General features: G+C 73.1%; 24 protein-coding genes. 10 read left to right on the top strand and 14 right to left on the bottom strand.

What is annotated here, in order from left to right; all coding sequences use genetic code 11:
- The first annotated feature begins 4 nt into the window (after positions 1–4).
- Genes RM446_RS22480 through yjfF form a run of 3 tightly spaced genes read left to right on the top strand, consistent with a single transcriptional unit; the run spans position 5 to position 3,656 of the window.
- Complete coding sequence (locus RM446_RS22480; protein ID WP_311547405.1) at positions 5–1,534, top strand: sugar ABC transporter ATP-binding protein; 1,530 nt, start codon at positions 5–7, stop codon at positions 1,532–1,534.
- A complete protein-coding gene (locus RM446_RS22475; protein ID WP_311547404.1) occupies positions 1,531–2,643 on the top strand; it encodes an ABC transporter permease in 1,113 nt (370 codons plus the stop codon). Before RM446_RS22480 ends, RM446_RS22475 begins: the two co-directional genes overlap by 4 nt.
- Positions 2,640–3,656 carry a galactofuranose ABC transporter, permease protein YjfF gene (gene yjfF / locus RM446_RS22470; protein WP_311547403.1) on the top strand — a complete coding sequence of 339 codons (1,017 nt, stop codon included), beginning with the start codon at positions 2,640–2,642 and terminating at the stop codon, positions 3,654–3,656. Before RM446_RS22475 ends, yjfF begins: the two co-directional genes overlap by 4 nt.
- Before the next feature lie 58 nt (positions 3,657–3,714).
- Here the strand turns inward: yjfF and RM446_RS22465 are convergent, their stop codons facing one another.
- The 3 genes from RM446_RS22465 to RM446_RS22455 form a co-directional block, all read right to left on the bottom strand.
- Positions 3,715–5,292, bottom strand: a complete 1,578-nt coding sequence (locus RM446_RS22465; RefSeq protein ID WP_311547402.1) for a PTS ascorbate transporter subunit IIC — start codon at positions 5,290–5,292, stop codon at positions 3,715–3,717.
- Between the two features lie 129 nt (positions 5,293–5,421).
- Entirely contained in the window at positions 5,422–5,697 is a 276-nt protein-coding gene (locus RM446_RS22460; protein ID WP_311547401.1) for a PTS sugar transporter subunit IIB, read from the bottom strand.
- A complete protein-coding gene (locus RM446_RS22455) occupies positions 5,694–6,167 on the bottom strand; it encodes a PTS sugar transporter subunit IIA (RefSeq protein WP_311547400.1) in 474 nt (157 codons plus the stop codon). The genes RM446_RS22460 and RM446_RS22455 overlap by 4 nt, the downstream gene beginning before the upstream one ends.
- Before the next feature lie 185 nt (positions 6,168–6,352).
- Here RM446_RS22455 and RM446_RS22450 point away from each other — a divergent pair, with 185 nt between their 5' ends.
- Positions 6,353–7,045: an HAD family hydrolase gene (locus RM446_RS22450; protein WP_311547399.1), complete on the top strand. Its 693-nt coding sequence runs from the start codon at positions 6,353–6,355 to the stop codon at positions 7,043–7,045.
- 64 nt (positions 7,046–7,109) lie between these two features.
- Here the strand turns inward: RM446_RS22450 and RM446_RS22445 are convergent, their stop codons facing one another.
- The 3 genes from RM446_RS22445 to RM446_RS22435 form a co-directional block, all read right to left on the bottom strand.
- Positions 7,110–8,273 (bottom strand): acyltransferase family protein, encoded by a 1,164-nt coding sequence (locus tag RM446_RS22445; RefSeq protein WP_311547398.1) that lies wholly within the window; start codon positions 8,271–8,273, stop codon positions 7,110–7,112.
- Between the two features lie 298 nt (positions 8,274–8,571).
- Positions 8,572–9,219: a TetR/AcrR family transcriptional regulator gene (locus tag RM446_RS22440; RefSeq protein WP_311547397.1), complete on the bottom strand. Its 648-nt coding sequence runs from the start codon at positions 9,217–9,219 to the stop codon at positions 8,572–8,574.
- A 162-nt stretch (positions 9,220–9,381) separates the two neighbouring features.
- On the bottom strand, positions 9,382–10,068 hold the full coding sequence (locus RM446_RS22435; protein WP_311547396.1) for a hypothetical protein: 687 nt from the start codon (positions 10,066–10,068) through the stop codon (positions 9,382–9,384).
- A gap of 257 nt (positions 10,069–10,325) precedes the next feature.
- On the opposite strand from RM446_RS22435, the gene deoC reads away from it, so the two are divergent.
- From deoC to RM446_RS22405, 6 genes are all read left to right on the top strand, one after another.
- Complete coding sequence (gene deoC, locus RM446_RS22430; protein WP_311547415.1) at positions 10,326–11,276, top strand: deoxyribose-phosphate aldolase; 951 nt, start codon at positions 10,326–10,328, stop codon at positions 11,274–11,276.
- An 11-nt stretch (positions 11,277–11,287) separates the two neighbouring features.
- Positions 11,288–12,745 carry an aldehyde dehydrogenase family protein gene (locus tag RM446_RS22425; protein WP_311547395.1) on the top strand — a complete coding sequence of 486 codons (1,458 nt, stop codon included), beginning with the start codon at positions 11,288–11,290 and terminating at the stop codon, positions 12,743–12,745.
- 247 nt (positions 12,746–12,992) lie between these two features.
- On the top strand, positions 12,993–13,874 hold the full coding sequence (locus RM446_RS22420) for an aldehyde dehydrogenase family protein (protein ID WP_311547414.1): 882 nt from the start codon (positions 12,993–12,995) through the stop codon (positions 13,872–13,874).
- 202 nt (positions 13,875–14,076) lie between these two features.
- On the top strand, positions 14,077–14,628 hold the full coding sequence (locus tag RM446_RS22415) for a GNAT family N-acetyltransferase (RefSeq protein WP_311547394.1): 552 nt from the start codon (positions 14,077–14,079) through the stop codon (positions 14,626–14,628).
- A gap of 143 nt (positions 14,629–14,771) precedes the next feature.
- The gene (locus RM446_RS22410; protein WP_311547393.1) at positions 14,772–15,587 is read left to right on the top strand and encodes a purine-nucleoside phosphorylase; all 816 of its coding nucleotides are present in this window, start codon (positions 14,772–14,774) and stop codon (positions 15,585–15,587) included.
- Between the two features lie 133 nt (positions 15,588–15,720).
- Entirely contained in the window at positions 15,721–17,388 is a 1,668-nt protein-coding gene (locus tag RM446_RS22405) for a phospho-sugar mutase (protein WP_311547392.1), read from the top strand.
- A gap of 81 nt (positions 17,389–17,469) precedes the next feature.
- Here RM446_RS22405 and RM446_RS22400 read toward each other — a convergent pair whose 3' ends face one another.
- The 8 genes from RM446_RS22400 to RM446_RS22365 all read right to left on the bottom strand — a co-directional run bounded on the left by RM446_RS22400 (position 17,470) and on the right by RM446_RS22365 (position 26,517).
- Positions 17,470–18,741, bottom strand: a complete 1,272-nt coding sequence (locus tag RM446_RS22400; protein WP_311547391.1) for a thymidine phosphorylase — start codon at positions 18,739–18,741, stop codon at positions 17,470–17,472.
- Between the two features lie 128 nt (positions 18,742–18,869).
- On the bottom strand, positions 18,870–19,313 hold the full coding sequence (locus RM446_RS22395) for a cytidine deaminase (RefSeq protein WP_398695711.1): 444 nt from the start codon (positions 19,311–19,313) through the stop codon (positions 18,870–18,872).
- Positions 19,292–20,767, bottom strand: coding sequence for an ABC transporter permease (locus RM446_RS22390; protein WP_311547389.1), 1,476 nt, complete (start codon positions 20,765–20,767; stop codon positions 19,292–19,294). Before RM446_RS22390 ends, RM446_RS22395 begins: the two co-directional genes overlap by 22 nt.
- The gene (locus tag RM446_RS22385; RefSeq protein ID WP_311547388.1) at positions 20,764–22,200 is read right to left on the bottom strand and encodes an ABC transporter permease; all 1,437 of its coding nucleotides are present in this window, start codon (positions 22,198–22,200) and stop codon (positions 20,764–20,766) included. The genes RM446_RS22390 and RM446_RS22385 overlap by 4 nt, the downstream gene beginning before the upstream one ends.
- Positions 22,197–23,768, bottom strand: coding sequence for an ABC transporter ATP-binding protein (locus tag RM446_RS22380; protein WP_311547387.1), 1,572 nt, complete (start codon positions 23,766–23,768; stop codon positions 22,197–22,199). Before RM446_RS22380 ends, RM446_RS22385 begins: the two co-directional genes overlap by 4 nt.
- A 190-nt stretch (positions 23,769–23,958) precedes the next feature.
- Positions 23,959–25,023: a BMP family lipoprotein gene (locus tag RM446_RS22375; RefSeq protein ID WP_311547413.1), complete on the bottom strand. Its 1,065-nt coding sequence runs from the start codon at positions 25,021–25,023 to the stop codon at positions 23,959–23,961.
- Between the two features lie 290 nt (positions 25,024–25,313).
- Positions 25,314–26,060: an alpha/beta fold hydrolase gene (locus RM446_RS22370; RefSeq protein WP_311547386.1), complete on the bottom strand. Its 747-nt coding sequence runs from the start codon at positions 26,058–26,060 to the stop codon at positions 25,314–25,316.
- 82 nt (positions 26,061–26,142) lie between these two features.
- Positions 26,143–26,517 (bottom strand): biotin/lipoyl-containing protein, encoded by a 375-nt coding sequence (locus tag RM446_RS22365; protein ID WP_311547385.1) that lies wholly within the window; start codon positions 26,515–26,517, stop codon positions 26,143–26,145.
- Positions 26,518–26,534 lie beyond the last annotated feature (17 nt).

Raw genomic sequence — 26,534 nt, 5'->3', positions numbered from 1 at the left:
GGCCGTGGACACCACGGCCGAGCCCGCCGTGCAGATGAGCGGGATCGTGAAGGATTTCCCCGGCGTCCGGGCCTTGGACGGCGCTGGCCTGCGGCTCGTCCCCGGCGAGGTACACGCGCTGCTGGGGGAGAACGGAGCCGGGAAATCCACCCTGATAAAGGTGCTGACCGGGGTGCACCGCCCCGATGCGGGGCGCGTCCGCATCGGGGGCAGGCCCGTGGCCGTCGCCGGCCCGCTGGACGCCGAACGCCACGGGATCGCCACCGTCTATCAGGAGGTGAACCTGTGCCCGAATCTGTCGGTCGCGGAGAACGTCCTCCTGGGCCGCGAGCCGCGCGGGCGGTTCGGTATCTCGGCGCGACGCATGAACCGGCGGGCGGCCGAGCTGGCCGCCGGAGTGGAGCTGGATCTCGACGTCACGCGCGCCCTGGGCGAGTACCCCATCGCTGTCCAGCAGCTCGTCTCCATTCTCAGGGCGGTCGACCTCGACGCCCGGGTGCTCGTCCTGGACGAGCCGACCTCCAGCCTGGATCGGGGCGAGGTTCGCATCCTGTTCGACCTGGTCGAGCGGCTTCGCTCGCGCGGTGTGGCGATCCTTTTCGTGACCCACTTCCTCGACCAGGTCTACGAGCTGTGCGGGCGCATGACGGTGCTGCGCAACGGTCGGCTGGTCGGGGAGTTCGCCACCGCGGAGCTCGGCCAGCGCGAGCTGATCGGCCACATGCTCGGCGAGCAGGCCGGTGAGCTGGACCGGTTGGAGGAGCACGCCCGCAGCGGCGGTCCGCCCGCGGGGGCGGACACGCTGCTGCGGGCGCGCGGCCTGGGCCGCTCGGGCGGCGTCGCCCCCTACGACCTGGACGTGGCGCCCGGCGAGATCGTGGGTCTGGCGGGGCTGCTCGGCTCGGGCCGGACCGAAGCCGTGCGGCTGCTGTTCGGCGCCGACCGCCCCGACACCGGGGAGGTGGAGGTGGACGGCCGGCCGGTGCCGCTGCGCACGCCCCGGGCGGCTATCGCCGAAGGCCTGGCCTATTGCTCGGAGGACCGCAAGGCCGAGGGGCTGGTAGCCGAGCTGTCCGTTGCCGACAACCTGCTTCTGGCCCTCCAGGCCGCCCGCGGCTGGATGCGGCCGCTGCCCGCGAGGAAGCGGTCCGAGCTGGTCGAACGCTACATCGCGGCCCTGCGCATCCGGCCCGCCGCCCCCGACGTCCCGGTGGCCTCCCTCAGCGGCGGCAACCAGCAGAAGGTGCTGCTGGGACGGTGGCTGATCATGCGGCCCCGGCTGCTCATCCTCGACGAGCCCACCCGCGGGATCGACGTCGGGGCGAAGGCCGAGGTGCAGCGCCTGGTGGCGGCCCAGGCGCAGGAGGGCACCGCGGTGCTGTTCGTCTCCTCCGAGCTGGAGGAGGTGCTGCGGCTGAGCCACCGGGTGGTGGTGCTGCGGGACCGGCGGGTGGTCAGCGCGCTGGACAACGACGACGGCGGTCTGGACGTGGACCGCGTGCTCGCCGAGATCGCGCAAGGGGGTGCGCAGTGAGGTCGGCGCAGACCCGGCGGCTGGCGTGGCCGCTGCTGGTGCTCGCGGGGCTGCTGGTCGCCAACCTGGCCGCCACCCCGGGGTTCTTCGAGATCAGCGTCAAGGGCGGGCGGCTGTACGGCAGCCTCGTCGACATCCTGCACTTCGGCACGCCGCTGCTGCTGATCTCCCTGGGCATGACGCTGGTCATCGCGTTGCGCGGCATCGACCTGTCGGTGGGCGCCGTGGTCGCCGTGGCCGGTGCGCTCGCGTGCGAGACGATCGCCGCCGCCGGCGGCGGCCAGGGATCGGCGGTGACGGCGGCGGCGGTCGCCGTCGCCTTGGGCGCGTCGGCGCTGCTGGGGTTGTGGAACGGGTTCCTGGTCTCGGTGCTGCGGATCCAGCCGATCGTGGCCACGCTCATCCTCATGGTCGCCGGCCGCGGTCTCGCCCAGTTGATCACCGGCGGCCAGATCACCACGGTGCGCAGCGAACCCTACCGCGAGATCGCGGCGGGCAGCCTGGCCGCCGTGCCGTTCACCGTCATCGTGGCCGCGACCACGGTCCTGCTGATGTGGCTGCTGGTGCGCCGCACCGCCCTCGGTCTGCTCATCGAGGCGGTCGGCGGCAACGCCGAGGCGGGCCGCCTGGCCGGGATCCGCGCGACCGGCCTGTCCGTGGCGGCCTACACCTTCTGCGGGCTGTGCGCCGGGCTCGCCGGGGTCATCATCAGCGCCAACACCGGCAGCGCCGACGGCAACAACGCCGGGCTGTGGATCGAGCTGGACGCCATCCTCGCCGTCGTGATCGGGGGGACTCTGCTCACCGGGGGGCGCTTCTCGATCGCCGGGACGGTGCTGGGTGCGCTCATCGTGCAGACGCTGTCCACGACCGTCTACACCATGGGAGTGCCGCCGGAGAGCGCGCTGGTGTTCAAGGCGATCGTGGTGTTCCTGGTGTGCCTGCTGCAGTCGCCGCGGTTCCGCGCGCAGGTCGCCTCGCCGTTCCGGCGCGGCCGACGGCCCGTCCGGGCGCGGACCGGTCCCGGCCCCGCGCCGACCGAGGAAGACGACGTGACGCCCACAGCGACGAGCGCCGGGACCCCGGGCGCACCGGAGGTGCAGCGATGACGACTCCTTCCACCCTTCCCGACCTGTCGCGGGCGGTCTACCGCACCCGGGAGGTGCTGGAGGGCCGACGCAGGTTCATACCCGTGGCCATGGCCGCGACCGTGCTTGTGCTGCTGTTCGCCGCCGGGTCCGTGCGCTACACCGGGTTCCTCGAACCGCAGGTCGCGCTCAACCTTCTGGTGAACAACTCCTTCCTGGTAGTGCTGGCCGTGGGGGTGACGTTCGTGATCCTGGCGGGCGGCATCGACCTGTCGACCGGGTCGGTGCTGGCGCTGTCGGCGATGCTCTGCGCCTGGCTCCTGCGCGAGGGGTGGCCCCCGCTGCTGGTGATCCCGGCCGCGCTGCTGGCCGGGGCCGCCATCGGGCTCGCCCAGGGCTGCATCATCCACTTCTACGGTGTGCAGCCCTTCATCGCCACGCTCGGCGGCATGTTCTTCGCCCGCGGCCTGTGCTACCTCATCAGCACCGAGTCGATCCCGATCACCGACCCGCTCTTCGGCACGCTCGCCCAGACGCGGGTCCCGCTCCCGGGCGGGAACTCACTGAGCGTCGGCGCGGTCGTCGCGCTGGTGGCCGCGGGCGCGGCGGCCTACGTGCTGCACCGCTCCCGGTTCGGCCGCAGCGTCTACGCGGTGGGCGGAAGCGAGTCCTCGGCGATGCTCATGGGCCTGGCGGTGGGCCGGGTGAAGGTCGGGGTCTATACGATCAGCGGGTTTTGCGCGGCTCTGGGCGGGGTGCTGTACACCCTCTACATCGCCTCCGGCAACAGCCTGCACGGGCTCGGCATGGAGCTCGACGCGATCGCCGCGGTGGTGATCGGAGGGACCCTGCTCACCGGGGGGTTCGGCTACGTCCTGGGCAGCGTGATCGGTGTGCTGACGCTGGGCACCATCCAGACGATCCTGGTCTTCGAGGGAACCCTCAGCTCCTGGTGGACCCGGATCGTCGCCGGTGCGCTGCTGTTCGCGTTCATCCTTCTGCAGCGCGCGCTGGCTCCGCCCGCAGCGAAGTGACCCGGTTCTGATCGGGCGGCTGCGGCGCGGGAGCGCGCTCCCGCGCCCGCGGCGGCAGTCAGCTCCTCCGGCCGGGCGGCTGGGAGCCCTCGTCCGAGGACGCGGACCCGCCGTCCTCCCGGGGCGCCTCGTCCGCGTCCGCTTTCGCCTTCCCGGCCGTCCCGGTCGTTCCCGCCCGGGCACGCTCGGCCAGTGCCGCCTCGTGCCGGGCGCCGGGGTCCCAGCCCCGGTCGACGGCGCGCTTCTGCACCCAGATCCCGCCGGCGAGCAGGGCCGCCGCGACCAGCAGCGCCAGGACCACACCGCCCGCGTCGCCCGCGCGGAAGGCGTAGCCGATCGCGATGCCGAACCAGCCGAAGTCGGCGTCACCGAACGTGGTGTTGGCGGTGCCGAAGTCGCCCAGCACGCCCAACAGGAACGCCGGCAGCAGCGTGATCAGCACGCCGTTGACGAATGCGCCCGCCACAGCCCCGCGCCGACCGCCGGTCGCGTTGCCGTAGACACCCGCGGCGCCGCCGGTGAAGAAGTGCGGTACGAGGCCGGGCAGGACCAGCGCCAGCCCGAAGGCGGGGTTGATCACCGACGCCATCACCGCCAGCGTCGCCAGCCCGCCGGCGAAGCTGGAGAGGAAGCCCACCAGCACGGCGTTCTGCGCGAACGGGAAGACGATCGGCGCGTCCAGCGCCGGCACCGCACCCGGAACCACGCGGTCGGCGATGCCCTGGAAGGCGGGCACCAGCTCGCCCAGGATGGTGCGCACGCCGTAGAGGATCACTGCGACGCCGATGCCGAACTGCAGGCCCTGCATGGCCGCCTGCATGAGGAAGTGCCCGATGGTGGGGTCGATGCCCTCAGCGGGCGGGAACATCTCAAGCGCTGCGGCGGTGCCCTGTCGTGCCCAGAACACCAGCGCCACCGCGAGGTAGATGAGCACCATGGAGAGCGCGGTGGCCACCATCGAGTCCCGCAGGAACCGCAGCCCTTCGGGCAGCTTCAGGTCCTCGGTGCTGCGGCTGGTGCGCCCGACCAGCTGACCGGTGGCGCCCGAGGCCACGTAACCCAGCGTGCCGAAGTGGCCGATGGCGATCTTGCCGTCGCCGCCGACCCGGCGCGTCCAGGGCTGGGCGAGCGCCGGTAGTGACACCATCACCACCGCCAGCAGCACCGCGCCCAGCAGCACGGTTAGCCAGGTGGGCAGGTCCGTGGTCGCCAGAACCATGGTCATCAGGGTCGCCATGAACAGGATGTGGTGGCCGGTCAGGAACACGTAGCGCAGCGGGGTGAAGCGCGCCAGCACCAGGCTCAGCGCGAACCCCGCGATCATGATCCAGGCGACCTGGGCGCCGAACCGGTCCTGGGCGATGGCCACGATCGCCTCGTTGGTCGGGACCACCCCCTGGGCGCCGGCGGCGCCCTGGATCATCTGGCCCAGCGGGTCCAGCGCGGCGACGACGATCCCGGCTCCCGCACCGATCAGCAGGAAGCCCAGGACCGCCTTGAGCCCTCCCCCGACGATCTGGCCGACCGACCTGCGCAGGGCGATCAGGCCGACCGCGGTGATCAGGCCGACCATGTAGGCCGGCACGCTGAGGACCTCGTTGACGACGAACTGCGCGACGGCGACGATCCACTCCATTGGGGCTCCTGGGATCGGGGGGCATTCGGTGACTGCGGCGACCGCGGCGGCCGCGGCTCGCGGAGGGCGCCGCGCGGGCGCGGGAGTGCGCGGCGGCGGGCGGGACGGGGCGCCGGCGCGGTCCCTGAGCTAGAGCTCGAGTGCGGCGCCGAGCTTGCTGCGGACCTCGTCGCCGTCGACGAAGTTGTCCACGACGACCACGGGCACGCCCATGTCCCCGAGCTCGGCCGCGAGCTCGCCGGAGGTCAGCACGACGTCGGCGGTGCTGGCGGCACCGCGGGCCGTGCCGATGTCGGCCACCTCGACGTCGGCGTCCAGGCCCAGGTCCTTCGCGGCCTTCTCGGCGTTGCTCTTGAGCAGGATGCTCGTGCCGATTCCCATGCCGCAGACTGCCAGGATCTTCATGTCTCTTCGCTCGATTCGTACTCGCTGATGGTGTTGTGGATCAGCTCGGCGTCCGCCGCGCCGCTCAGCCGCTCCAGCCGTTCGGGATCGGCCAGCAGTCGCGCGAGCCGCGACAGCGCCGAGGAGTGGCCGTCGTGGTCGACGGCGGCGAGCCCGACCACCAGCCGGACGGGGTCGTTCGTGCCGTGCCCGAACTCCACCGGCTTGGCCAGCCCGACCCACGAGAGCCCGGTGCGCAGGACGGCGGGGGAGGGACGGGAGTGGGCCAGTGCGAGTCCGGGGGCGATCACGATGTAGGGCCCGTACTGGTCCACCGCCGTCTGCATCTCGTCGATGTAGGCGGAGGTGGTCGCGCCGGTGGAGACCAGGAGCTCGCCGGCCGCCCGGATCGCGGCCCGCCAGTCGTCGGCCTCGGTGCCGGTGGCGATCGCCTCGACCGGCAGCAGGTGCGAGAGGGACGGTTCCTGCATTGCGCCTCCCCGTGGTGGACCCGGCTGGCCGTGTGCGCTGTCGGGATATGCCCCGGCAGAGGGCCGTGCATTCATGCAGGGGGATGATCAGCCGAAACAGGGGTGCGCGAATTCCCGATGCGGGTCGGCGGCGGGTGCCGGTAGCCTCCCTGTGGCAGAGACGTCCCCGCGGGGAGGGAGGCCGCATGGCGCGTCCGATGAACCTCATCTTCGACGCCGACGACACGCTCTGGGAATGCAACGTCCTGTTCGAGCGGGCGATCGAGGACTTCATCGACTACGTCGGCCGGCCGGACCTGCCGCGCGCCGAGGTGCGTGCGGCGCTGACCGAGATCGAGCGCGAGAACAGCGCCGCCTACGGCTACGGCGCCCGCGTCTTCGAGCGCAGCCTGGGCGACTGCCTGGCCCGGCTGCGGCCCCGGGCCGGTGTCGGCGACGCCGACCGGGCCCATCTGCACCGTCTGTGCAGGCGCATCGTCGAAGGCGAGACCATCCTGCTGGAAGGGGTCCTGGAGACCCTGCACGCGCTGCAGGAGCGGCACACCCTGTACCTGCTGACCAAGGGCCACCCCGAGGAGCAGCAGCGCAAGATCGACGTCTCGGGGGTGGCCGCGCTGTTCGCCGGCCTGGGGATCGTGCCGGAGAAGGACCCCGACGCCTACCGCGCGTTCGGGCGCACCCACAGCCTCGACCCCGAGCAGACGTGGATGATCGGCAACTCGGTGCGCTCGGACGTGCTGCCCGCGCTGGAGGCGGGCATGGGCGCGGTGCTGGTGCCGCATCCGGCCACCTGGATCCTGGAGCACGCCGAACCGCCCCAGGAGCACGAGCGATTCCGCGAGGTCGCCCCCATCGAGCGGCTGGTCGAGTTCTTCTGACGGTCCGGGTGCGGCGGGCGGCGGCCCGTCCCGTCGCCGCGGCGCACCCATCCGGACGGGGCGGCTAGAACACGCGGTCTGCGCGCGGGAGCGAGCGCACCAGGTAGGCGGCGCCCCAGCACAGCGGTAGTCCGAGGGCGGCCACGACAGCGAACTCGGCGACCGAGGGAGCTTCCCACCAGGACAGCGCGCAACTCAGTCCGACCAGTACGACAGGGTGCAGGAAGTAGACCGCATAGGCCTGGTCGGACAGGAACGTGCCGACGGCCGAGCGCCGGTTGAACAGCCGCTGGAACAGGGCCAGCAGCGCCAGCACGGTGCCCACGGCGAGGACGCTCTCCACGGCGGCAACCGCCAGCGACTGCCAACTGCCGGGCGTGAGCGCCTCTTCGTACACCGCGGCCAGCAGGAGCAGATAGACCGGCGCAGTGAGGAGGGCGGCCGCCGCTCCGCCCCGGCCCGCCCAGCGGGGGACGGCGTCGAGCCAGCCCTTGCGGAAGGCCAGCGCCCCCGCGGCGAACAGCAGGACGTACTGCGGCATGAAGCCGGGGGTGGGCAGGCCGACGACCGGCCAGGTGGCGTCGCCGGGTACAACCATGCGCCACAGGTAGGTGGCCGCCACCAGCACGGCCACGAAGCCGGCGACGGCCGCAGGGCCGGGCAGGCGAGCCGGACCGCCCGGGCGGTCCGCCTCCGCGGCCGAGGTCCGGCGCACCGGCCGCAGCCTCCTGATCAGCGCGTATACCAGGGCGAAGACCAGCAGTGCCTCGACGAACCACATGGGGCCCGGATCCCACGTCGTCACGTAGAAGCGCCAGTAGGGCACCGGGTCGGCATCGCCCAGGTAGATCGCGAGATAGACGAGAGGGCGCAGGAACACCAGGTAGATCAGCAGCGGCACCCCCAACCGCGCCAGCCTGCCGACCAGGAAGCCGCCGGCGCCCTTGCGGTCGTGGGAGCCGGGCGTGAAGTACCCGGATATCAGGAAGAAGAACCCCATGAAGAAGGCCTGGTTGAGCGCGAGGAAGGCGTCGAGCAGCGTGCTGCTGGGGTCGTCGCCGGGGTCGACGTAGTACCAGGCCGGGACGTTGCTGTAGGCCAGAGCGGCGTGGTGCAGCACCACCAGGACCGTCAGCGCGGCGCGCAGGTGGTCGAGGTAGTGCAGCCGCGGTCGGGCCGGTGCGGCGGCGCCGCGGGGCGCGGAGGTCAGGGGACGGTCCGAGGCCATGGTTCTCCGATCCTGGGGCGGTCCGCGTCGGCCCGTGCGGCCCAGCGGATTCGTCCGCCGTTGGGAATCCTGTCTGACTGGACTATTTATTGTCCATGCGGCCAGTTTTCTGGCGACTCAGACAAACATGTATCGGTGGTCTCCCCGACGGAACCCTGAGCCGACCCGGAGTCCTATCGGGGACGGCGGATCACGGCGGCGCAGCCGTGGCGAGGGGGTGCCGCAGCGGTGAGGAGGTGCGGCGGGCGCGTTCGCGGACGCGCGGAGCGCAGAGCGGGCGGTCAGGGCGTCGGGCGGGTCAGGTGGAGCCGGCGGAGTCGGCGGAGTCGGGGCGCGCGGAGCGGTCGATGAGCTCGGCCAGTTCGGCGGCGTGCGCGTCCAGGTCGTGGTCGGGATGGGTCACCCAGTACGCGAACATGCCGTCGATCGCGGACTGGAGGGACACCGCCATGACGCGGACGTCGAAGTCGCGGAGGACGCCCCGCTCCTGACCGGCGCGCAGGCGCTCTTCGATCGCCCGGTAGACCGGCTCGCTCACCGCCATGCGGTAGCGCGGGGCACCCACCGGGGTCTGCACGCCGTTGAAGATGCCGGCCAGGGCCAGCAGCTGCTCGCGGTTGCTGCGCATGTAGTCGGCCACGGCCAGGATGTGGGTCCGCAGGGCGGCACGCTCGTCGGGCGCCTCTGCCACGCGTGGCAGCACGAAGTCCGCGATCGTCGAGTAGATCTGCTCGACGACCCGGTCCATCAGCTCGTCCTTGCCGGAGAAGTGGTAGGAGATGACGCCCTTGCTGATACCGGCGTGCTGGGCGATGCGCGCCAGCGAGGCATTGGCGTAGCCCGCCTCGGCGACGGTGCGGATGGCCGCGGAGACGATCTGCGCGCGCCGGGCCTCCTCGATGAAGGTGCGCTTGCGCCGGCCGCTCGGGCGAGATCCTGGCTCCATGGACAGCGAAATTATCAGCGGGCCGGGCGGGCGCCCGCGCAACCCCGCGTCGGACGTCGCGCGGTCGTGCGGGGGTGATGGAGAGCGCCCGGGGCGGGTCCGGGGCCCGGCGGCAGCGTGCGACCGTTCGCCGCTGCGAAAGCGGCTCCGACGCCAAGCGCGTCAGTGCCGCCGGCGGGTGATGTGCGCGGCGGTGCGGTCGCGGTGCTCCAGGGAGTCGCTGGTGGTGCGCGACTGCGCGCGCATCAGTCGGCGGGCGTCGTCGGCGGCCGCGCGCGCCGCCTGGGGTGAGGCCGCGCGCCGGGGCGCGCCGGGACCATCGGCGGGCGCCCCCAGGTCGTCCGGCAGCCCGATCCGGCCGACGATGCGCATCTGGGCGCCCTCCTGGGAGACCGACGGGCGGATGTCGCCCGTCTCCGACTTCCAGTTGCGCAGGCGGTGCTGCAGCCACTCGACGCCCTCGTAGCCCTCGCCCTGCGGCCACTGCGCGCCGTCGTGGCGGTGGCCCAGGGCATGCAGCAGGTCGCCCAGGGTCCAGCCGGCCGCGAAGAAGCGGGCCGCCTCATCGCGCAGCTCGGCGAAGTCGACGCCGCGCAGCGAGGGGTCGCTGCGCCGCAGCGTCTCGCACGCCCGGTGCACGTCGCTGCGGGTGTGCACGGAGGCCGCGAGCGGATCGGGCGCCCGCTTCTCCAGCAGCGCCGTGTCCACGGTCACGACCACGTCCCCGCCGCCGCGGTTCTGCCAGATGCTCACCTGGTCACGCGCCCAGCCCTGCGACTCCACGAGATCGGCCGCGAGTCGCCGCAGGTCCAAGTCGCCGGTGTCGGAGCTGATGCGGAACTCGGCCACTCCCGCCGCCTCCCTTTTGTACCGCCGCTTGCCGCGCGGCCGCTCTCCTCACGATGAACCCCTGCGGGCGATCCGCCACCGCAGGAAGGGTGCCTACCCCATCATGCCCGACCGCCGATACCGGCGCCGGCACCCAGGCCGTCCACAGGAGCGCTTGCCCGTCGCCGCCGCGCGGTGGTGGCGTGGCACTATGGGGGCGTTGCCCGCCGGTGCCACAAGCAGCCGATCGGGCGTCCCAGACCCGCGACCCGCGTGAGGTGCCCGTGCCCGAGACCGTCCTTCCACCCGGCCAGGCGGCGTCGAACACGTCGCTGCGGGCGCTGCTGCACGGCCTGCCCGGAGTCGACGAGGTCGGCGCCCGGGCGCGGGCCGCCGACCTGTCCACGCGCTCGATCAAGACCGCCGCCAAGGCGCGGGCGATCGACCTCGCCGTGGGCATGATCGACCTGACCACGCTGGAGGGCGCCGACACTCCCGGCAAGGTCCGCGCGCTTTCGGCCAAGGCGATGCGCCCCGACCCCGCCGACCCCACGGTGCCGCCGGCGGCCGCCGTATGCGTCTACTCCGACCTCGTCGCCACGGCCGCCGAGGCGCTGGCCGGCTCCGGGGTCAAGGTCGCGTCGGTGGCCACCGCCTTCCCGGCGGGCCGCGCGCCGCTTGAGGCCAAGCTCGCCGACACCCGCCGCGCCGTCGCCGACGGCGCCGCCGAGATCGACATGGTGATCGACCGCGGCGCGTTCCTCGCCGGCGACTACCGCGCCGTCCACGACGAGATCACCGCGGTCAAGGAGGCCTGCGGCGGCGCCCATTTGAAGGTGATCCTCGAAACGGGCGAGCTGGCCACCTACGACAACGTCCGCCGCGCCTCGTGGCTGGCCATCCTCGCCGGCGCCGACTTCATCAAGACCTCCACCGGCAAGGTCGCGCCCTCCGCCACGCTGCCCGTCACCCTGGTCATGCTGGAGGCGGTGCGCGACCACTTCGCCGACACCGGGCGCCGTGTCGGCGTCAAGCCCGCCGGCGGCATCCGCACGACCAAGGACGCGCTGAAGTACCTGGTCCTGGTGAACGAGGTCGCCGGCGACGGCTGGCTCGACGCCGACCATTTCCGCCTCGGCGCCTCAAGCCTGCTCAACGACCTGCTGATGCAGCGCACCCGGCTGTCCACGGGCACCTATTACGGCCCCGACTACTACACCCTGGACTGAGAGGCCGAGCAGTGGAAGAAAAGGCCGACCGGATCTTCGAGTACGCGCCGGCGCCCGAATCCCGGGCCGCGGTGCGGCTTCGCCCCGGCTACGAGCTGTTCGTCGACGGCGGGTTCGTGCCCCCCGAGTCCGGGCAGCGCATGGCAACGCACAACCCCGCCGACGAGGAGCACCTGGCAGACGTCGCCGTCGCCGGCGAGACCGACGTCGACCGCGCCGTCGCCGCCGCCCGCCGGGCCTTCGAGGGCGCCTGGGGCGCCATGCCCGCCGCCGAGCGCGGCAAGTACCTTTTCCGCATCGCCCGGATCCTCCAGGAGCGGTCCCGCGAGCTGGCCGTGCTGGAGACGCTCGACAACGGCAAACCGATCAAGGAGACCCGCGACGTCGACCTCCCGCTGGTCGCCGCGCACTTCTTCTACCACGCCGGCTGGGCCGACAAGCTCGGCTACGCGGGCATGGGGTCGGCGCCCCGCCCGGTCGGCGTGGCCGCACAGGTCATCCCGTGGAACTTCCCGCTGCTCATGCTGGCCTGGAAGATCGCTCCCGCGCTTGCCACGGGCAACACCGTCGTGCTCAAGCCCGCCGAGACCACGCCGCTGACCGCGCTCGCGTTCGCCGAGGTCTGCCAGGAGGCCGAGCTTCCGCCCGGCGTCGTCAACATCGTCACGGGCGCCGGCGGGACCGGCAGGGCCCTGGTGAACCACCCCGGCGCCGACAAGGTCGCCTTCACCGGCTCGACCGCGGTCGGCCGCGAGATCGCGGGCGCGGTCGCGGGCACCGGCAAGCGCCTGACGCTGGAGCTCGGCGGCAAGGGCGCCAACATCGTCTACGACGACGCGGCCCTGGACCAGGCGGTCGAGGGCATCGTCTCCGGCATCTTCTTCAACCAGGGGCACGTGTGCTGCGCCGGCTCGCGCCTGCTGGTGCAGGAGTCGGTGGCCGACGACCTGCTGTCGCGCCTGCGCGCCCGCATCGAACGGCTCCGGCTGGGCGACCCCCTGGACAAGAACACCGACATCGGCGCGATCAACTCCGCCGAGCAGCTCGAACGCATCCGCGAGCTCGCCCGTGTCGGCGCCGAGGAAGGCGCCGAGAGCTGGTCGCCCCGGTGCCCGCTGCCCGAGAAGGGCTACTGGTTCGCGCCCACCGTCTTCACCGGCGTCACCCAGGCCCACCGCATCGCCCGCGAGGAGATCTTCGGGCCGGTGCTGTCGGTGCTGACCTTCCGTACCCCGGAGGAGGCTGTGGCCAAGGCCAACAACACCCCCTACGGACTGTCTGCCGGGGTGTGGACCGAGAAGGGCTCGCGCATGCTGTGGACCGCCGAGCGGCTGCGCGCGGGCGTCATCTGGTCCAACACGTTCAACAAGTTCGACCCGGCCAGCCCTTTCGGCGGATACAAGGAATCCGGCTACGGCCGCGAGGGCGGCCGCCACGGACTGGAGGCATACCTTGTCCACGCCGCCTGAGCACCCCGAGCACCCGCGCGCCGCGTCCGGCCAGGGCGGCCGCGCAGTGGACGCCGCCGAGGGCCCGCGCGGCAGCGCGCCCTCCGGAGCGGCGCCGCGGTCCGCGGGCCCCGAGGTGCACGCCGAACCGGCCGAACTCGCCGAGCCCGCGGGCAGCGCGGAGCCGACAGGCCCGGGGGAGACCTACCGCCGGCGCGGCACCGAGGGCTCGGGCGAGTCGACAGGTACCGCCGGTGCGGGCGCCGGCGTGCCGCCCGCCGCTCCGGGCACAGGGCGGGTCCCGGTGCGCAAGACCTACAAGCTCTATGTGGGCGGGGCTTTCCCCCGCTCCGAGTCAGGCAGGTGCTATCCCGTGACCGCATCCGGCGGCGCCCACCTCGCCAATGCCGCACTCGCGTCCCGCAAGGACGCCCGCGACGCCGTGGTCGCCGCGCGTTCCGCGTTTCCCGGCTGGGCCGGGCGCACTGCCTACAATCGGGGCCAGATCCTGTACCGCGTCGCCGAGATGATGGAGGGGCGCCGCGCCCAGTTCGCCGCCGAGATCGCCGAGGCCGACGGCATCGGCGCCGCCCGCGCCGACGAACTGGTCTCGGCCGCCGTCGACCGGTGGGTGTACTACGCCGGCTGGTCCGACAAGATCGCCCAGGTCCTCGGCGCAGCCAACCCGGTCTCGGGACCCTACTTCAACCTCTCCCAGCCCGAACCCGCCGGAGTGGTGGCGGTCCTCGCCCCGCCTGCGGCGCCGCTGCTGGGTGTGGTGTCGGTGGTGGCGCCGGTGATCGCCACGGGCAACACCGCCGTGGTGGTGGCCGGCGAGCGCGCGCCGCTGCCCGCCCTTACCCTCGCCGAGGCCCTGGCCACCTCCGATCTGCCCGGCGGAGTCGTCAACATCCTCACCGGCAGGACCGGCGACCTGGCGCCGCACCTCGCCTCACACGCCGATGTGAACGGCATCGACCTCACCGGGGCCCTCCCCGAGTCTGCCGCCGACCTCGAACGCAGCGCCGCCCAGACGCTCAAGCGCGTCCTGCGCCCCGGCGAGGGCGAGGACTGGCTCGCCGATCCGGGCATCTCGCGGATGACTCCGTTCCTGGAGACCAAGACCGTCTGGCACCCGGTCGGCATGTAGGCGCGGCTGTCCGGGATCGGAGAGGGCGGCGCACCGACAGGGGCGGCGCAGCTGAAGGAGTGTCGAGGGCCGCATTCCGTCGCCAAGGCCTCTGGCATAGTGGTAGGAGCCGTCGTCGCCTGCCGCAGCCGCGTCGGCCGCGACCCGTGAACGCCGCAGTCGGCCGTGCGGCGCGGAGCGGGCCGCGCAGGAGGTGATCGAGGTGCCCGATACGACCGAGGGCGCCGCGGGCCGCCCGGACAGGGCCTCCGTCGCGCTGGTGCGCCTGGACCGCCCCGGCCCCGACGTCGAGCGCCTGCGCGCGGCCGTACTGCGCATCCGTGTGGCGCCCGGCCAGCGCGCCCTGGTCACCGAGGCGGTCGAGACCCTTCCGCGGGCCGACGCCGATCCCGACCGCACCCCCTTCGCCGTGCTGGTCGACGGCGAGCCCGTCGGCTTCGGCATCATCGACCGGGGCGGCGCCCGAGCCGAGCTCGCCGGCGTCACCGCCGACACGGCGCGCGCCGTCATGCTGCGCGCGTTCTACCTCGCTCCGGAACGGCAGGGCCAGGGGATCGGCCGCCGCGCCTGCGCCGCCGTCGAGGCGCTCGTGCGCTGCGTGCACCCGGACGCGGCCGAGGTGTTCGTCGCCGTCAGCGAGTCCAACCGGGCAGCCGTGCGCGCCTACCGCGCAGGGGGCTTCGCGCCGACCGGCGACCGCCTGTCCGACGGGGTGTCGGCGCCGCGCGCCGTGCTGCGCAGGGCGGTCGCGTGAGGTCGCCCCCGGTCCCGGCGCGGCGTACGCGAGCCGAACGGTTCCCGGCCCTATGGCGGTTCGCCGTTGCCAGCGCGGGGCGCAGCGCGCCAAGATCACTGCGGGTCCGACCGCGAGAGCCATCACCCTGGAGGTAAGTCCCCGTGACGACCGATCCGTACACAGCAGCAGAGAAGGCAGCCGAAGAGCTGCGATCCCGCACCGGCGTCGACACCTACGACGTCGCCCTGGTCATGGGATCGGGGTGGGCGCCCGCCGCCGACGCGTTCGGGTCCGGCGGGGCCGAGGTGCCAACCAGCGAGCTGCCCGGTTTCGTGCCGCCGGTGGTCGAGGGCCACAGCGGCAGCGTCCGCAGCGTCCGCAGCGGCGACCGCGACCTGCTGGTGTTCCTCGGCCGCACCCACCTCTACGAGGGGCACGGCGCCCAGGCGGTCGCCCACGGGGTGCGCACGGCGGTCGCCGCCGGCGCGTCGACCGTCGTCCTCACCAACGCGGCCGGGTCCCTCAACTCCGCGCTGGGGGTCGGGGCCCCGGTCCTCATCGCCGACCACATCAACCTCACCGGGCGCTCGCCGCTGCAGGGCGCGACCTTCGTCGATCTCACCGAGACCTACTCGGCGAAGCTGCGCGGACTCGCCAAGGAGATCGACCCCGGGCTCGCCGAGGGCGTCTACGCCGCGATGCCCGGCCCGCACTTCGAGACTCCCGCCGAGATCCGTATGCTGCGGGCGATGGGCGCGGATCTGGTCGGCATGTCCACCGTGCTGGAGGCCATAGCCGCCCGCGAGGCCGGGGCCGATGTGCTGGGCCTGTCGCTGGTCACCAACGTCGCGGCCGGGTTGTCCGGCCAGCCGCTGGACCACGAAGAGGTGCTGGCCACCGGGCGCGACGCGGCGACCGACGTCGGGGCGCTGCTCGCCTCGCTGGTGGAGCGGCTGGAGCCCGCCCAGGAGGGGTAAGGCCGGGAGCCGGCGGGCTGGAGCCGGGGGGCGCCGCCCGCGCGGAGACCCCGGTGGGCGCTCGCGCCGCGCGGAAGGCGGCGCCATGTCCGTCCCGACCACGAAACGGCACGACACGGAGGGAGCGCCGGCCATGGGCGACTCCGACGGATCCCGTCGCGCGGCGGCGCGCGCCTGGCTGGAGCAGGACCCCGACCCCGCGACCCGCGCGGAGCTGGCCGGGCTGCTCGACGCCGGCGACGACGCCGGCCTGGCCGACAGGTTCGGTTCCCGCCTGGAGTTCGGCACGGCCGGGCTGCGCGGAAGGCTCGGCGCCGGCCCCAACCGCATGAACCGGGTGATGGTCATGCGCGCCGCCGCGGGCGTGGCGCAGTGGGCGGGTCCGGGCGCGACCGTGGTCATCGGCTACGACGCCCGCCACCGCTCGGCCGACTTCGCCCGCGACTCCGCCGCCGTGCTGGCCGGCGCCGGCTGCACCGCACTGCTGCTGCCCCGCCCGCTGCCCACGCCCGTGCTGGCCTTCACCGTCCGCGATCTGGGCGCCGACGCCGGAATCATGGTCACCGCCAGCCACAACCCGCCCGAGGACAACGGCTACAAGGTCTACGCCGGCGGCGCGGGCGCCGACGCCGGGAGCCAGATCGTCCCGCCGGCCGACGCCGAGATCTCGGCGGCGATCGAGGCGGCGGGCCCGGTCGACCGGCTGCCGCTGTCGGAGGACCGCCGAATCCTCGGGGAGGAGGCGGTGGAGCGCTACGTGGCCGCGCTGTGCACGCTGCCGTTGGGTGCGGACCGGGAGGTGACCGCCACCTACACCCCCATGCACGGTGTGGGCGGCCAGACGCTGGCGACCGCGTTCTCCTGGGCGGGGTTCCTCCCGCCCCGGCCCGTGCCCGAGCAGCAGTCGCCCGACCCCGACTTCCCGACGGTGCGGTTCCCCAACCCCGAGGAGCCCGGCGCCATGGACCTCGCGATGATCGGCGGGAGCGCGGCGGGCTCCGACATCGTTCTGGCCAACGATCCCGACGCCGACCGGCTGGCGGTGGCCGTGCCCGGCCACGGCCTGCTGACCGGCGACCAGGTCGGCGGGCTGCTGGCCGAGTACGTGCTGAGCCGCACCTCGGGCGAGGACCGGATGGTGGCGACCACCATCGTCTCGGCCGGGTTGCTGCCCAAGATCGCCGCGGCGCACGGAGTGCGCTGCGCCGAGACCCTGACCGGCTTCAAGTGGCTGGTGCGCGCCGCCGGGCCGGGGGAGCGGTGCGTCTTCGCCTATGAGGAGGCGCTGGGCTACTGCCTGGCCGGCGACCGCGGCCGCCCGGTCGCCGACAAGGACGGGATCGGCGCGGCGCTGGTCATGGCCGCGCTCGCGGCCGGCGCCAAACGCGAGGGGCGCACCCTGCTCGACCTCCTCGACGACCAGGCGCGCCGGTACGGCCTGCACGCGACGGACCAGGTGTCGGTGCGGGTCGCCGACCTCGCGCTGATCCCCGAGACCATGCGCGCCCTGCGCGCCCGCCCTCCGCGCGCGTTCGGACCACTGGAGGTGGAGGACGTGGAGGACTTCGCCCCGGGCCTGCGCGGCCTGCCCCCCACCGACGCCCTGCGCTACCGGCTCGGCGGTCCGGCGCGCGGCCGCCTCACCTTGCGCCCGTCGGGCACCGAGCCCAAGCTGAAGGCCTACCTGGAGGTCGTCCTCCCGGTCGACGGCGACGCGGCGGCGCCACGCGCCGAGGCGGCGTCCCACTTGGCTGAGCTGTCCCGCGCGGTCCGCGCCCTTTTCCCCGAGGAGCCGAAGTAGAGCCGGCGCCGACGTGAGTACGCCGGGTCGGGGCCGTTCCCTTCGGCGGTGAGCCGTTCCGGCGCCCGCAGACCCCGGCCTTCAGCCGACCCGGTCGAGAACCAGCGGCAGGCCCCCGGGCGGGCCGTCGACCGCGAAGGAGTCGGCGAGCGCCTCGGCCGCCCGGCCGAAGCGGTCGGGGTCATCGGTGTGCAGGGTGAACAGCGGGCGGCCGGCGCGGACCTCCTCGCCCGGCTTGGCGTGCAGTTCCACCCCGGCGCCCGCCGAGACCGGGTCCTCTTTGCGGGCCCGGCCCGCACCCAGCCGCCGGGCCGCCACGCCCACCGCGTAGGCGTCCAGGCGGGTCAGGGTGCCGGTCGCCGGAGCGAGGATGTCGCTCTGTTCGGTGGCCGCCGGCAGCGGCGCGTCGGGGTCCCCGCCCTGCGCCGCGATCATCCTCCGCCAGACGTCCATGGCCGACCCGTCGCGCAGCGCCTCGGCGGGGTCGCGCGCGCCGTCCAGACCGGCGGCCCGCAGCATTTCCCGCGCCAGCTCCACCGTCAACTCGACGACGTCCGGCGGCCCGCCGCCGCAGAGCACCTCGACCGCCTCGGCCACCTCCAGGGCGTTGCCCACCCGGCGGCCCAGCGGGGTGTCCATCGCGGTCAGCAGCGCGCTGGTGCGCACTCCGTGGTCGGTGCCGATCGCCACCATCGCCTCGGCCAGCTCCCGCGCCGCCGCGGCGTCCTTCATGAACGCGCCCGAGCCGACCTTGACGTCGAGCACAAGCGAGGCCGTGCCTTCGGCGAGCTTCTTGGACATGATCGAGGCGGCGATGAGCGGGACCGACTCCACCGTCCCGGTGACGTCGCGCAGCGCGTAGAGCTTGCGGTCGGCGGGTGCCAGGCCGGGGCCGGCGGCGCACACGGCGCACCCGACCCCGGCGAGCTGGCTGCGCATCTCCTCGGGGGAAAGGTCGGCCCGCCAACCCGGAACGGATTCCAGCTTGTCCAGGGTGCCGCCGGTGTGGCCGAGCCCGCGGCCCGACAGCTGAGGGACCGCCGCTCCGCACGCGGCCACGGTCGGCGTCAGGGGCAGAGTGATCTTGTCGCCGACGCCCCCGGTGGAGTGCTTGTCGGTGGTGGGCCGGTCCAGGCCGCCGAAGTCCAGACGCTCGCCGGAGTCCAGCATCGCCTGCGTCCACGCACTGGTCTCGGCGCGCGTCATGCCCCGCCACAGGACGGCCATGTTCAGAGCGGCCATCTGCTCCTCGGCCACCGCTCCGCGGGTGTAGGCGTCGACGACCCACCTGATCTGGTCGACGGTGAGCTCGCCGCCGTCGCGCTTGGCGGTGATGACGTCGATGGCTTCCATGGCTTTCCCTTCCTCGGCTCCTCGGCCGGTCGGCGATCCGCCGGGGCGCGACGACATCGCCCGGCGCTTGGCGCTTCGCGTTCCTCGTGCCCGGTCCGGGCAAACCACCGCTGTGCCGCCCCGGAGGTTCAGCGCCCCAGGTCCTGGGGACCGAACGCCTGGGGCAGCAGGTCGCCGAGCGGCAGCACGCCCTGCGGGGTGTCGACCAGGAGCGCGGCGCCGCCGTGCTCGTAGAGCAGTTGGCGGCACCGGCCGCAGGGCATCAGCGGGTCGCCTGCACCGCCTACGCACGCGAACGCGCGCAACCTGCCGCCGCCCGTGGCGTACAGCGCAGAGACCAGGCCGCACTCGGCGCACAGACCCAGCCCGTAGGAGGCGTTCTCGACGTTGCAGCCCGCGACCGTGCGCCCGTCGTCGACTAGCGCGGCCGCGCCCACGGGGAAGTGCGAGTAGGGCGCGTACGCGCGGTCGCGGGCCCGTGCCGCCTCGGCCCGCAGCCCGGGCCAGTCGATGCCGGTGCCCTCGTCCGGCGAAGACGCCTCCACCGTGCTCACGCCCTTCCCTTGCGCCATTGGCGGCCCACGCTCGCCGGAGGGCGCAGCCGCTGCGAGGCCAGCGCCAGCACCAGCAGCGTCGCGATGTGCGGGCTGTAGGTCACGAGCTGCCCCGGCAGCGAGTCGGTGGCGAAGTAGACCACCAGCACGACTGCCCCCGTCGGCGCCGCGACCAGGGCCGCCAGCGGAAGGCGCCCGCCCGCGTCCGGCCACGAGCCCACCGCCCGCACCGCCGCGAACGCACCCGCGGCCGCGCCCAGCGCGGCCACGGCCCACCACCACGCGGGGCCGCCGGTGGCGGCGGCCGTCCCACCGGCCGCGGCGAGCGCCGTGCCGACGGCGAACACGCCCCACAGCGCTGCCATGCGGGCGAAGGACGGCGTCGAGCGCATCCGCCGCAACGTGGCGGCCAGCATGCCCGCAGCCGTGACCAGCAGCGCGGCCGCGATCAGCAGCAGCAGCGAGTGCACCGCGCCCCCGCCGCCGCGCACCTGCAGCGCGTCGGTGAACCCGAACAGCCCGGCGCCCATCGCCAGCCCGCCGGGACGCCAGTTGCCGAAGATCATCGCGGCCAGGCCGATGTAGCCGCGCCCGCCGGTCTGGCCCTCCTGGTAGACCGAGGAGGCCACCATGGCCAGGAAGACCCCGCCCATCCCGGCGAACCCGCCGGAGAGCACGACCGCGGTGAACTTGTAGGTGTAGACCGGCACCCCCAGCGACTCCGCCGCGTCGGGGTTCTCCCCGCACGAGCGGAGCCGCAGGCCGAACGGCGTGTGCCACAGGACCGCGAACGTCAGCGGCACCAGCAGAACGGCCAGCAGCGTCATCACCGACATGTTGGTCGTCAGCCCGGTGACCAGGGAGGCGGTGTCGGAGACAAGGAAGATCCCCGAGTCGCGCGCCGGCGCCAGTACCTCCGCCACGAACGGGAGTCCCACCTCCGGGAACTCCGGAAGCTGCGGCGACTGAGCGGCGCCGCCGCCCGGCGCGCCGACGAAGAACAGCAGCGACAGGTAGCGCATCGCGCCCACCGCCAGGATGTTGATCGCCACGCCGGAGACGATGTGGTCGACGCCGAAGGTCACCGTCGCCACCGCGTGGATCAGGCCGCCCGCCATGCCGCCCAGCACACCGGCGACGAGCCCGACCCAGGGATTGTCGAAGCTCCAGGCGAAATAGGCGCCGAACCAGGTGCCCAGCACCATCATGCCTTCGAGGCCGATGTTGATGATGCCGGCGCGCTCGGCCCACAAGCCGCCGAGCCCGGCCAGCCCGATCGGCACGGCGAACGCCAGCGTCGCCTGGATGGTGCCCGCGCTTGTGAGCATCGGCTGGCCGGTGATGGCCCGCACCCCCGCCAGCGCGACGAACACCGCGACGGCGATGCTGACGAACCGCCACCGCGTACGGGCTCCCGACCGCGCGGAAGCCGGAGGGGCCGGGGTCTCGGAAACCGCCAGGTCCTGGCTCATGACGCCGCCGCCTCCTCCCGGTCGCCGCGGGCCAGTTCGCGGCCCACCTGCTGCTGCTGGTAGCGCAGACCCCAGCGGTGCACGACCTCGTACACCACGACCACGGTCAGCACGATGGTGGCCTGGGTGACCACGGCGATCTCCTTGGGAATGCCTTCGAAGTCCAGGATCTGGCTGGACTGGTCCAGAAACGCCCAGAAGAGGGCGGCGAAGCCGATGCCGACCGGGTGGTTGCGCCCCAGCAGCGCGATCGCGATGCCGGTGAACCCGAGGCCGGTGGGAAAGTCCAGCGCGTAGTAGTGGGACTGTCCGAGCAGCTGAGGCATGCCCACCAGGCCCGCGACCATCCCGGAGATGACCATCGACAGCAGCACCATCCGCTTGATGTCGATGCCGCTGGCCCGCGCCGCCGTAGGCGACTGGCCCGTGGCGCGGAGGTCGAAGCCGAACCTGGTGCGGTTGAGCATCGTCCAGTAGCCCACGCCCACCGCGATCGCCAGCACAACCAGGCCGAAGATCTCGCGGTCGGCGCCCATGAACCCGGCGGGGATGCCCGGCACCCACCCCGACTCGGCGATCTCGGGAGTGCCGATGTTGTTGGTGCTGATCTGCACCGCGAGCCGGTCGGTGTTGAGCAGGTAGGCGGTGATGCCGGTGGCCACCGAGTTCAGCATGATCGTGGAGATCACCTCGGACACCCCGCGCGCCACCTTCAGGTAGCCCGCGATGCCGGCCCAGACACCGCCGACGGCGACCGCGACGGAGATCACCACGACCTGGTGGACGACCGGAGGCAGCACCCACGCCCCGCCCACGGCCGCGGCCATCAGCGCCGCCAGCCGGTACTGGCCGTCCACACCGATGTTGAACAGCTTCATTTTGAAGCCGATCGCCACCGCCACCGCCGAGAGGTAGAAGGTGGTGCCGGAGTTGACCATGATGACCAGGCTGTCGGGCTGGAGACCGAACTCCAGCATCCGGCCGAAGGCGTGGAAGGGCGCGACTCCGCTGAGCCACAGCACCAGCGAGGTCACCGCCAGGGCGAGCACCCCGGCCGCCACGACCGCGCCGAAGGACAGCGCCAGAGTGGTGGCCAGCCGGCGGTACAGCCAGAACGCCGCCGCCGCGCCGATCGCCGCGCCCAGGACGAAGGCCGCCGGCTCGATCAGCCACCAGTCGATGATCCCGCCCGCCAGCAGAGCGGTGACCACCGACAGCACCAGCGCGATGGGGGTCACCAGCAGCCGGTGGACGCGCGTGTCGGCGTCGTCGGTGGTGGGGGAGGTGGACAACAGCACGACGCAGAACGCCGCCGCGGTGCCCAGCGCCGCCGCCGCGGGCGCGAGCAGGCCCATGTCGGCGCCCGCGGTGACGGCGGCGCCGACCGCCGCGGCCAGGACGGCCGCGGCCGGTGTGGGGATGGGGATTCTCATTCGCCGCCCTCGCCTTCGCCGCCGCCGGCGGCGCCGTTCTGCAGACCGGCGCCGGTCATGGCGGCGCCGAGCTCCTCGGGAGTCACCGTCATCGGGTCGGCCTGGGCGACCAGTCGGCCGCGCAGGATGACGTGCAGCGTGTCCGACATCCCGATCAGCTCGTCCAAGTCGGCCGATACCAGAAGCACAGCGAGCCCTTCGCCGCGCGCCCGGCGCAGATGCTCCCAGATCGCGGCCTGAGCGCCCACGTCCACGCCCCGCGTGGGGTGCGCGGCCACGAGTACCTTGGGGCGGCCGCTCATCTCGCGGCCCACGATCAGCTTCTGCTGGTTGCCGCCGCTGAGTGCTTCGGCGATCACGTCGATGCCGGGTGTGCGCACGTCGTAGTCGGAGACGATCCGCTCGGTGTCGGCGCGCGCGCCGGCCTTGTCGATCCAGATGCCGCTGGCGTTGGGCGGCTCTCCCTGGTGGCCCAGGATGCGGTTCTCCCACAGCGGCGACTCCAGCAGCACGCCGTGGCGGTGGCGGTCTTCGGGGATGTATCCGACACCGGCCTCACGGATCCGCAGAGTCCCCCAGCCGGTGATGTCGCCGCCGTCCAGCCGGACGCTGCCCTCGTCGACCTGGCGCATGCCCATGACGGCCTCGATGAGCTCCGACTGGCCGTTCCCCTCGACACCGGCGATGCCCACGATCTCGCCCCGGTGGATGGTCAGCGAGACGTCGTCGACCACCTGCCGGCCGCCGGGCTCGCTCACCCGCAGCCCGCCGACCTCCAGCATCGGCTGCTCGGTCACCGTGGACTCGCGCAGCTCGGGCACGGGCAGCTCGCCGCCGACCATCAGTGTGGCCAGCTCGCGCGCGCTGGTGCCCTCCGGGTCGACCGTGGCCACCGTGGTGCCGCGGCGGATGACGGTGATGGTGTCGGCGACCGAGAGCACCTCGTCGAGCTTGTGCGAGATGAAGATGACCGTGAGGCCCTCCCGCTTGAGCTCGCGCAGGTTGTCGAAGAGCTCGTCGACCTCCTGGGGCACCAGCACCGCGGTGGGCTCGTCGAGGATCACGATGTCGGCGCCGCGGTAGAGGACCTTGAGGATCTCGACCCGCTGTCGCCGGCCCACCCCCAGCTCCTCCATCAGCCGGTCGGGCTCGATTCCCAGCCCGTACTGCTCCGACAGCGAGGTGATGCGCGCCCGTGCGTCCCGGCCGATGCCGTTGCGGCGCTCTGCGCCCAGCACGACGTTCTCCAGCACGGTGAGGTTGTCGGCGAGCATGAAGTGCTGGTGCACCATGCCGATCCCGTGCTTGATGGCGTCGGAGGGGGAGTTGAGCCGAACGGTTTCGCCCTTGACGGAGATGGTGCCCTCGTCCGGCCGGTGCATGCCGTAGAGGGTCTTCATCAGCGTGGACTTGCCTGCGCCGTTCTCGCCGACGATGGCGTGAACGGTGCCGGCCTCGACGGCGATGTCGATGTCGTGGTTGGCCACGACCCCCGGGAACCTCTTGGTGATCCCACGCAGCTCGACGGCGGGAGGCCCCTCCCCGCCGCCGGACGGCTCGCTGCTCATCCGACTCCTATTGCGATGACTTGGGCCGCCGCAAGCGGACGCCGGAACGGCGCCGACCGCCGGCGGCGGAGCTGGGGGAGGACTGACCGACCGCGGCACCGGGGCCGGGGAACGCTCCCCGGCCCCGGTGCCGGGGCGATTGTGTCGCGGCAGGGCCCGCTCGCGCGGGACCGGTCGCGCGGCCCGACGGCTAGGGCTTGGTCGGAACCTCGATCTCGCCGTCGATGATCTGCTGCTTCAGCTCGTCCAGGCGGCCCTCGACGTCGGAGATGGCCTCCTCGTTGGACTTCGCGTAGCCCACACCGCCGCTGGCGAGGTCGAAGCGCTGGATGCCCGTCTGCACCTCGCCGTCCTGCGCCGACTTCACGAAGTCGAAGACCGCGGTGTCCACGCGCTTCATCGCCGAGGTGAGCACGTACTGCTTCTGGTCCTCGGGTGCGCTCTTGTACTGGTCGCTGTCGACGCCGATGAACAGCTTCTCGGCGTCGGCCACAGCCTCCAGGACGCCGTTGCCCGAGGCGCCGGCGGCGTGGTAGATCACGTCGGCGCCCTTGTCGAGCTGGCCCTGCGCGGTGCTGCGCCCCGTCGCGGGGTCGGAGAAGCCGCTCATGTCCGGCGGCTGCGTGAGGTAGGCCGTCTCGATCTCGATGTCGGGGTTGATCTTCTTGGCCCCGGCCACGTAGCCGGCCTCGAACTTGTGGATCAGCGGGGTCTCGACGCCGCCGACGAAGCCGATGTGGTCCTCCTCGGTCTTCAGCGCGGCCGCTGCGCCGACCAGGTAGGACGCCTCCTCCTCGGTGAAGACGAGGCTGGTGACGTTCTCCTGGTCGGTGATCTCGGAGTCGACGATGGCGAAGTGGACGTCGGAGTAGGCCTCGTCGCTGGCCACGTTGATCATCGGTTGGGTGTAGGCGAAGCCCACCCCGATGACCACGTTGAAGCCCTGGTCGGCCATGTTCTTGAGGCGCTCTTCCTTGTCCACGTCCGACTCGCCCTCGCTGGGCTCGAAGTCCTGGACGTTCTCGGAGCTGATACCCAGCTCCTCCTCGACGCGCTGGAGCCCGCGGTAGGCGGAGTCGTTGAACGACTTGTCGCCCCGGCCGCCGACGTCGTAGGCGAGGCCGACGCGGATCTCGTCGCCGCCTCCTCCTCCGCCGTCGCCCTCGGAGCCCCCGCTGTCCGGGTTGTCACAGGCCGTCAAGGCCAGGGTCAGCACGCCGGCCGCGGTGGCGGCGGCGAGCTTGGCGGCTCGCATGTTCACTCTTCACTCCCCTTCAGCCCTGAAGCGGCCCACGCTTGTGGGTGGGCTCGCCGGGTTCTGCTGCCGGACGATATACGTTCCGTGAAAAGCGACCAATCACCAGGGAACGGTTGTTATGAAGGCGAGAGCGGAGCGAAACGGACGTTACCGATTCGCAGCTCCGACGTTGGTCCCGCCCGTCTCGCCGGGCCCGGCGGCCGGATCGCAACGGCAATTCTCGCCTACGTTCGGAGGCGCCGTTCGGTAGCGGAGGGTGACGGCGCGTCGGCGTCCGCCACACCGCCTCAGTTCCGGGATACCGCGTCCGCTTCGGCTGTGAGGAACTCCACTGCGGCCCCTTTCAGCGACCGGGCCGAGACGGCCGTGCGGTGGTCGCGCCCCGGAGCCCGCAGCACGGTGCCGCCCACCCCGCGGGCGAGGCCCTCCACGCCGTCGGCCAGTTCGTCGTGCTCGCCGGCCATCAGCAGCATCGGCGTCTTCTCCGGCGCGGGCTCGGAGCGGAAGGGATGGGCGGCCTGCCCCCGCGCGCACGCCGCCAGAGCCGCCGAGTCCCCGCCGGGCAGCCCGGAGGCGGACCGGAAGACCCGTCCGAACGGCGAGTCGTCGCCCTCGAGATCCTCCAGGTCGGTGCCGGCGAACGCGTCGCGGGGACCGAAGCCCGCCAGCACCGCGCGGCGCACCCGGTGCGGGTGTGCCAGCGCCAGTTCCCAGGCCAGACGCGCACCCAGCGAGTAGCCGACGACGTCGGCGCGGTCGATCGCCAGCGCGTCGAGCACTGCGGCGAGGTCGCCGACGAAGGCCGCGGTCGTGTACTCCCGGGGATCGTGCGGCTTGCCGCTGCCGCCGTGTCCCCGCAGGTCGCAGCCGAAGAACGGCAGGTCCGCGAGCGCCCGGGTCCAGCCGGTGCGCTCCCAGTTCAGCTCGTAGTCCGAGCCGAACCCGTGGACGAGCAGGACGGGGACCCCCGAGGCCGCGGGATCGGGGGCGGTGTAGCTCAGCGGCACCGGAGCCCGGAGCGTGTAGCGGGTCATCGGACCTCCCCTCGCTTCCGGGGCGACGCCCCGGTGCGGCGCTCACACCCTGTGCGGGCCTTCCGGCCGGTCGGCAGCGTTCTCACCCCTCGCGCTCGCCCCGCTCGCCGGCCTCGTTCCGCTCCTCGTCGGGCAGGCGGAGCCGGACGCGGCGGCGCGGTGCCTCGTCACCGGGGACGGTGCCCACGATCCCCGCCGCCTCCTGCTCCGCGACCTCGAAGGTGACCAGGGGCGCGCCCACCGCGACCGCGGCTCCCTCCTCGGCGTGCAACCGGGCGACCACGCCCGCGTGCGGCGACGGGATCTCCGCCGCGGACTTGTCGGTCTCGACCTCCACCAGCGGGCCGTTGCGCTCGACCCGCTCGCCCGGGCGCACCAGCCACTCCAGCACCGTCGCCTCGACCAGGCCTTCGCCAAGGTCGGGCAGGTGGAACGTCGTCTCGTTCGGCTGCGTCATCTGCGGTGGTCCTCCTG

Origin of the sequence: Streptomonospora wellingtoniae (assembly GCF_031845375.1) — a bacterium.
In the GTDB taxonomy this organism is placed as follows: Bacteria; Actinomycetota; Actinomycetes; order Streptosporangiales; family Streptosporangiaceae; genus Streptomonospora; species Streptomonospora wellingtoniae.
The sequence above is the reverse complement of the archived record's forward strand: the minus strand, read 5'-3'. Positions and strand labels throughout refer to the sequence as shown.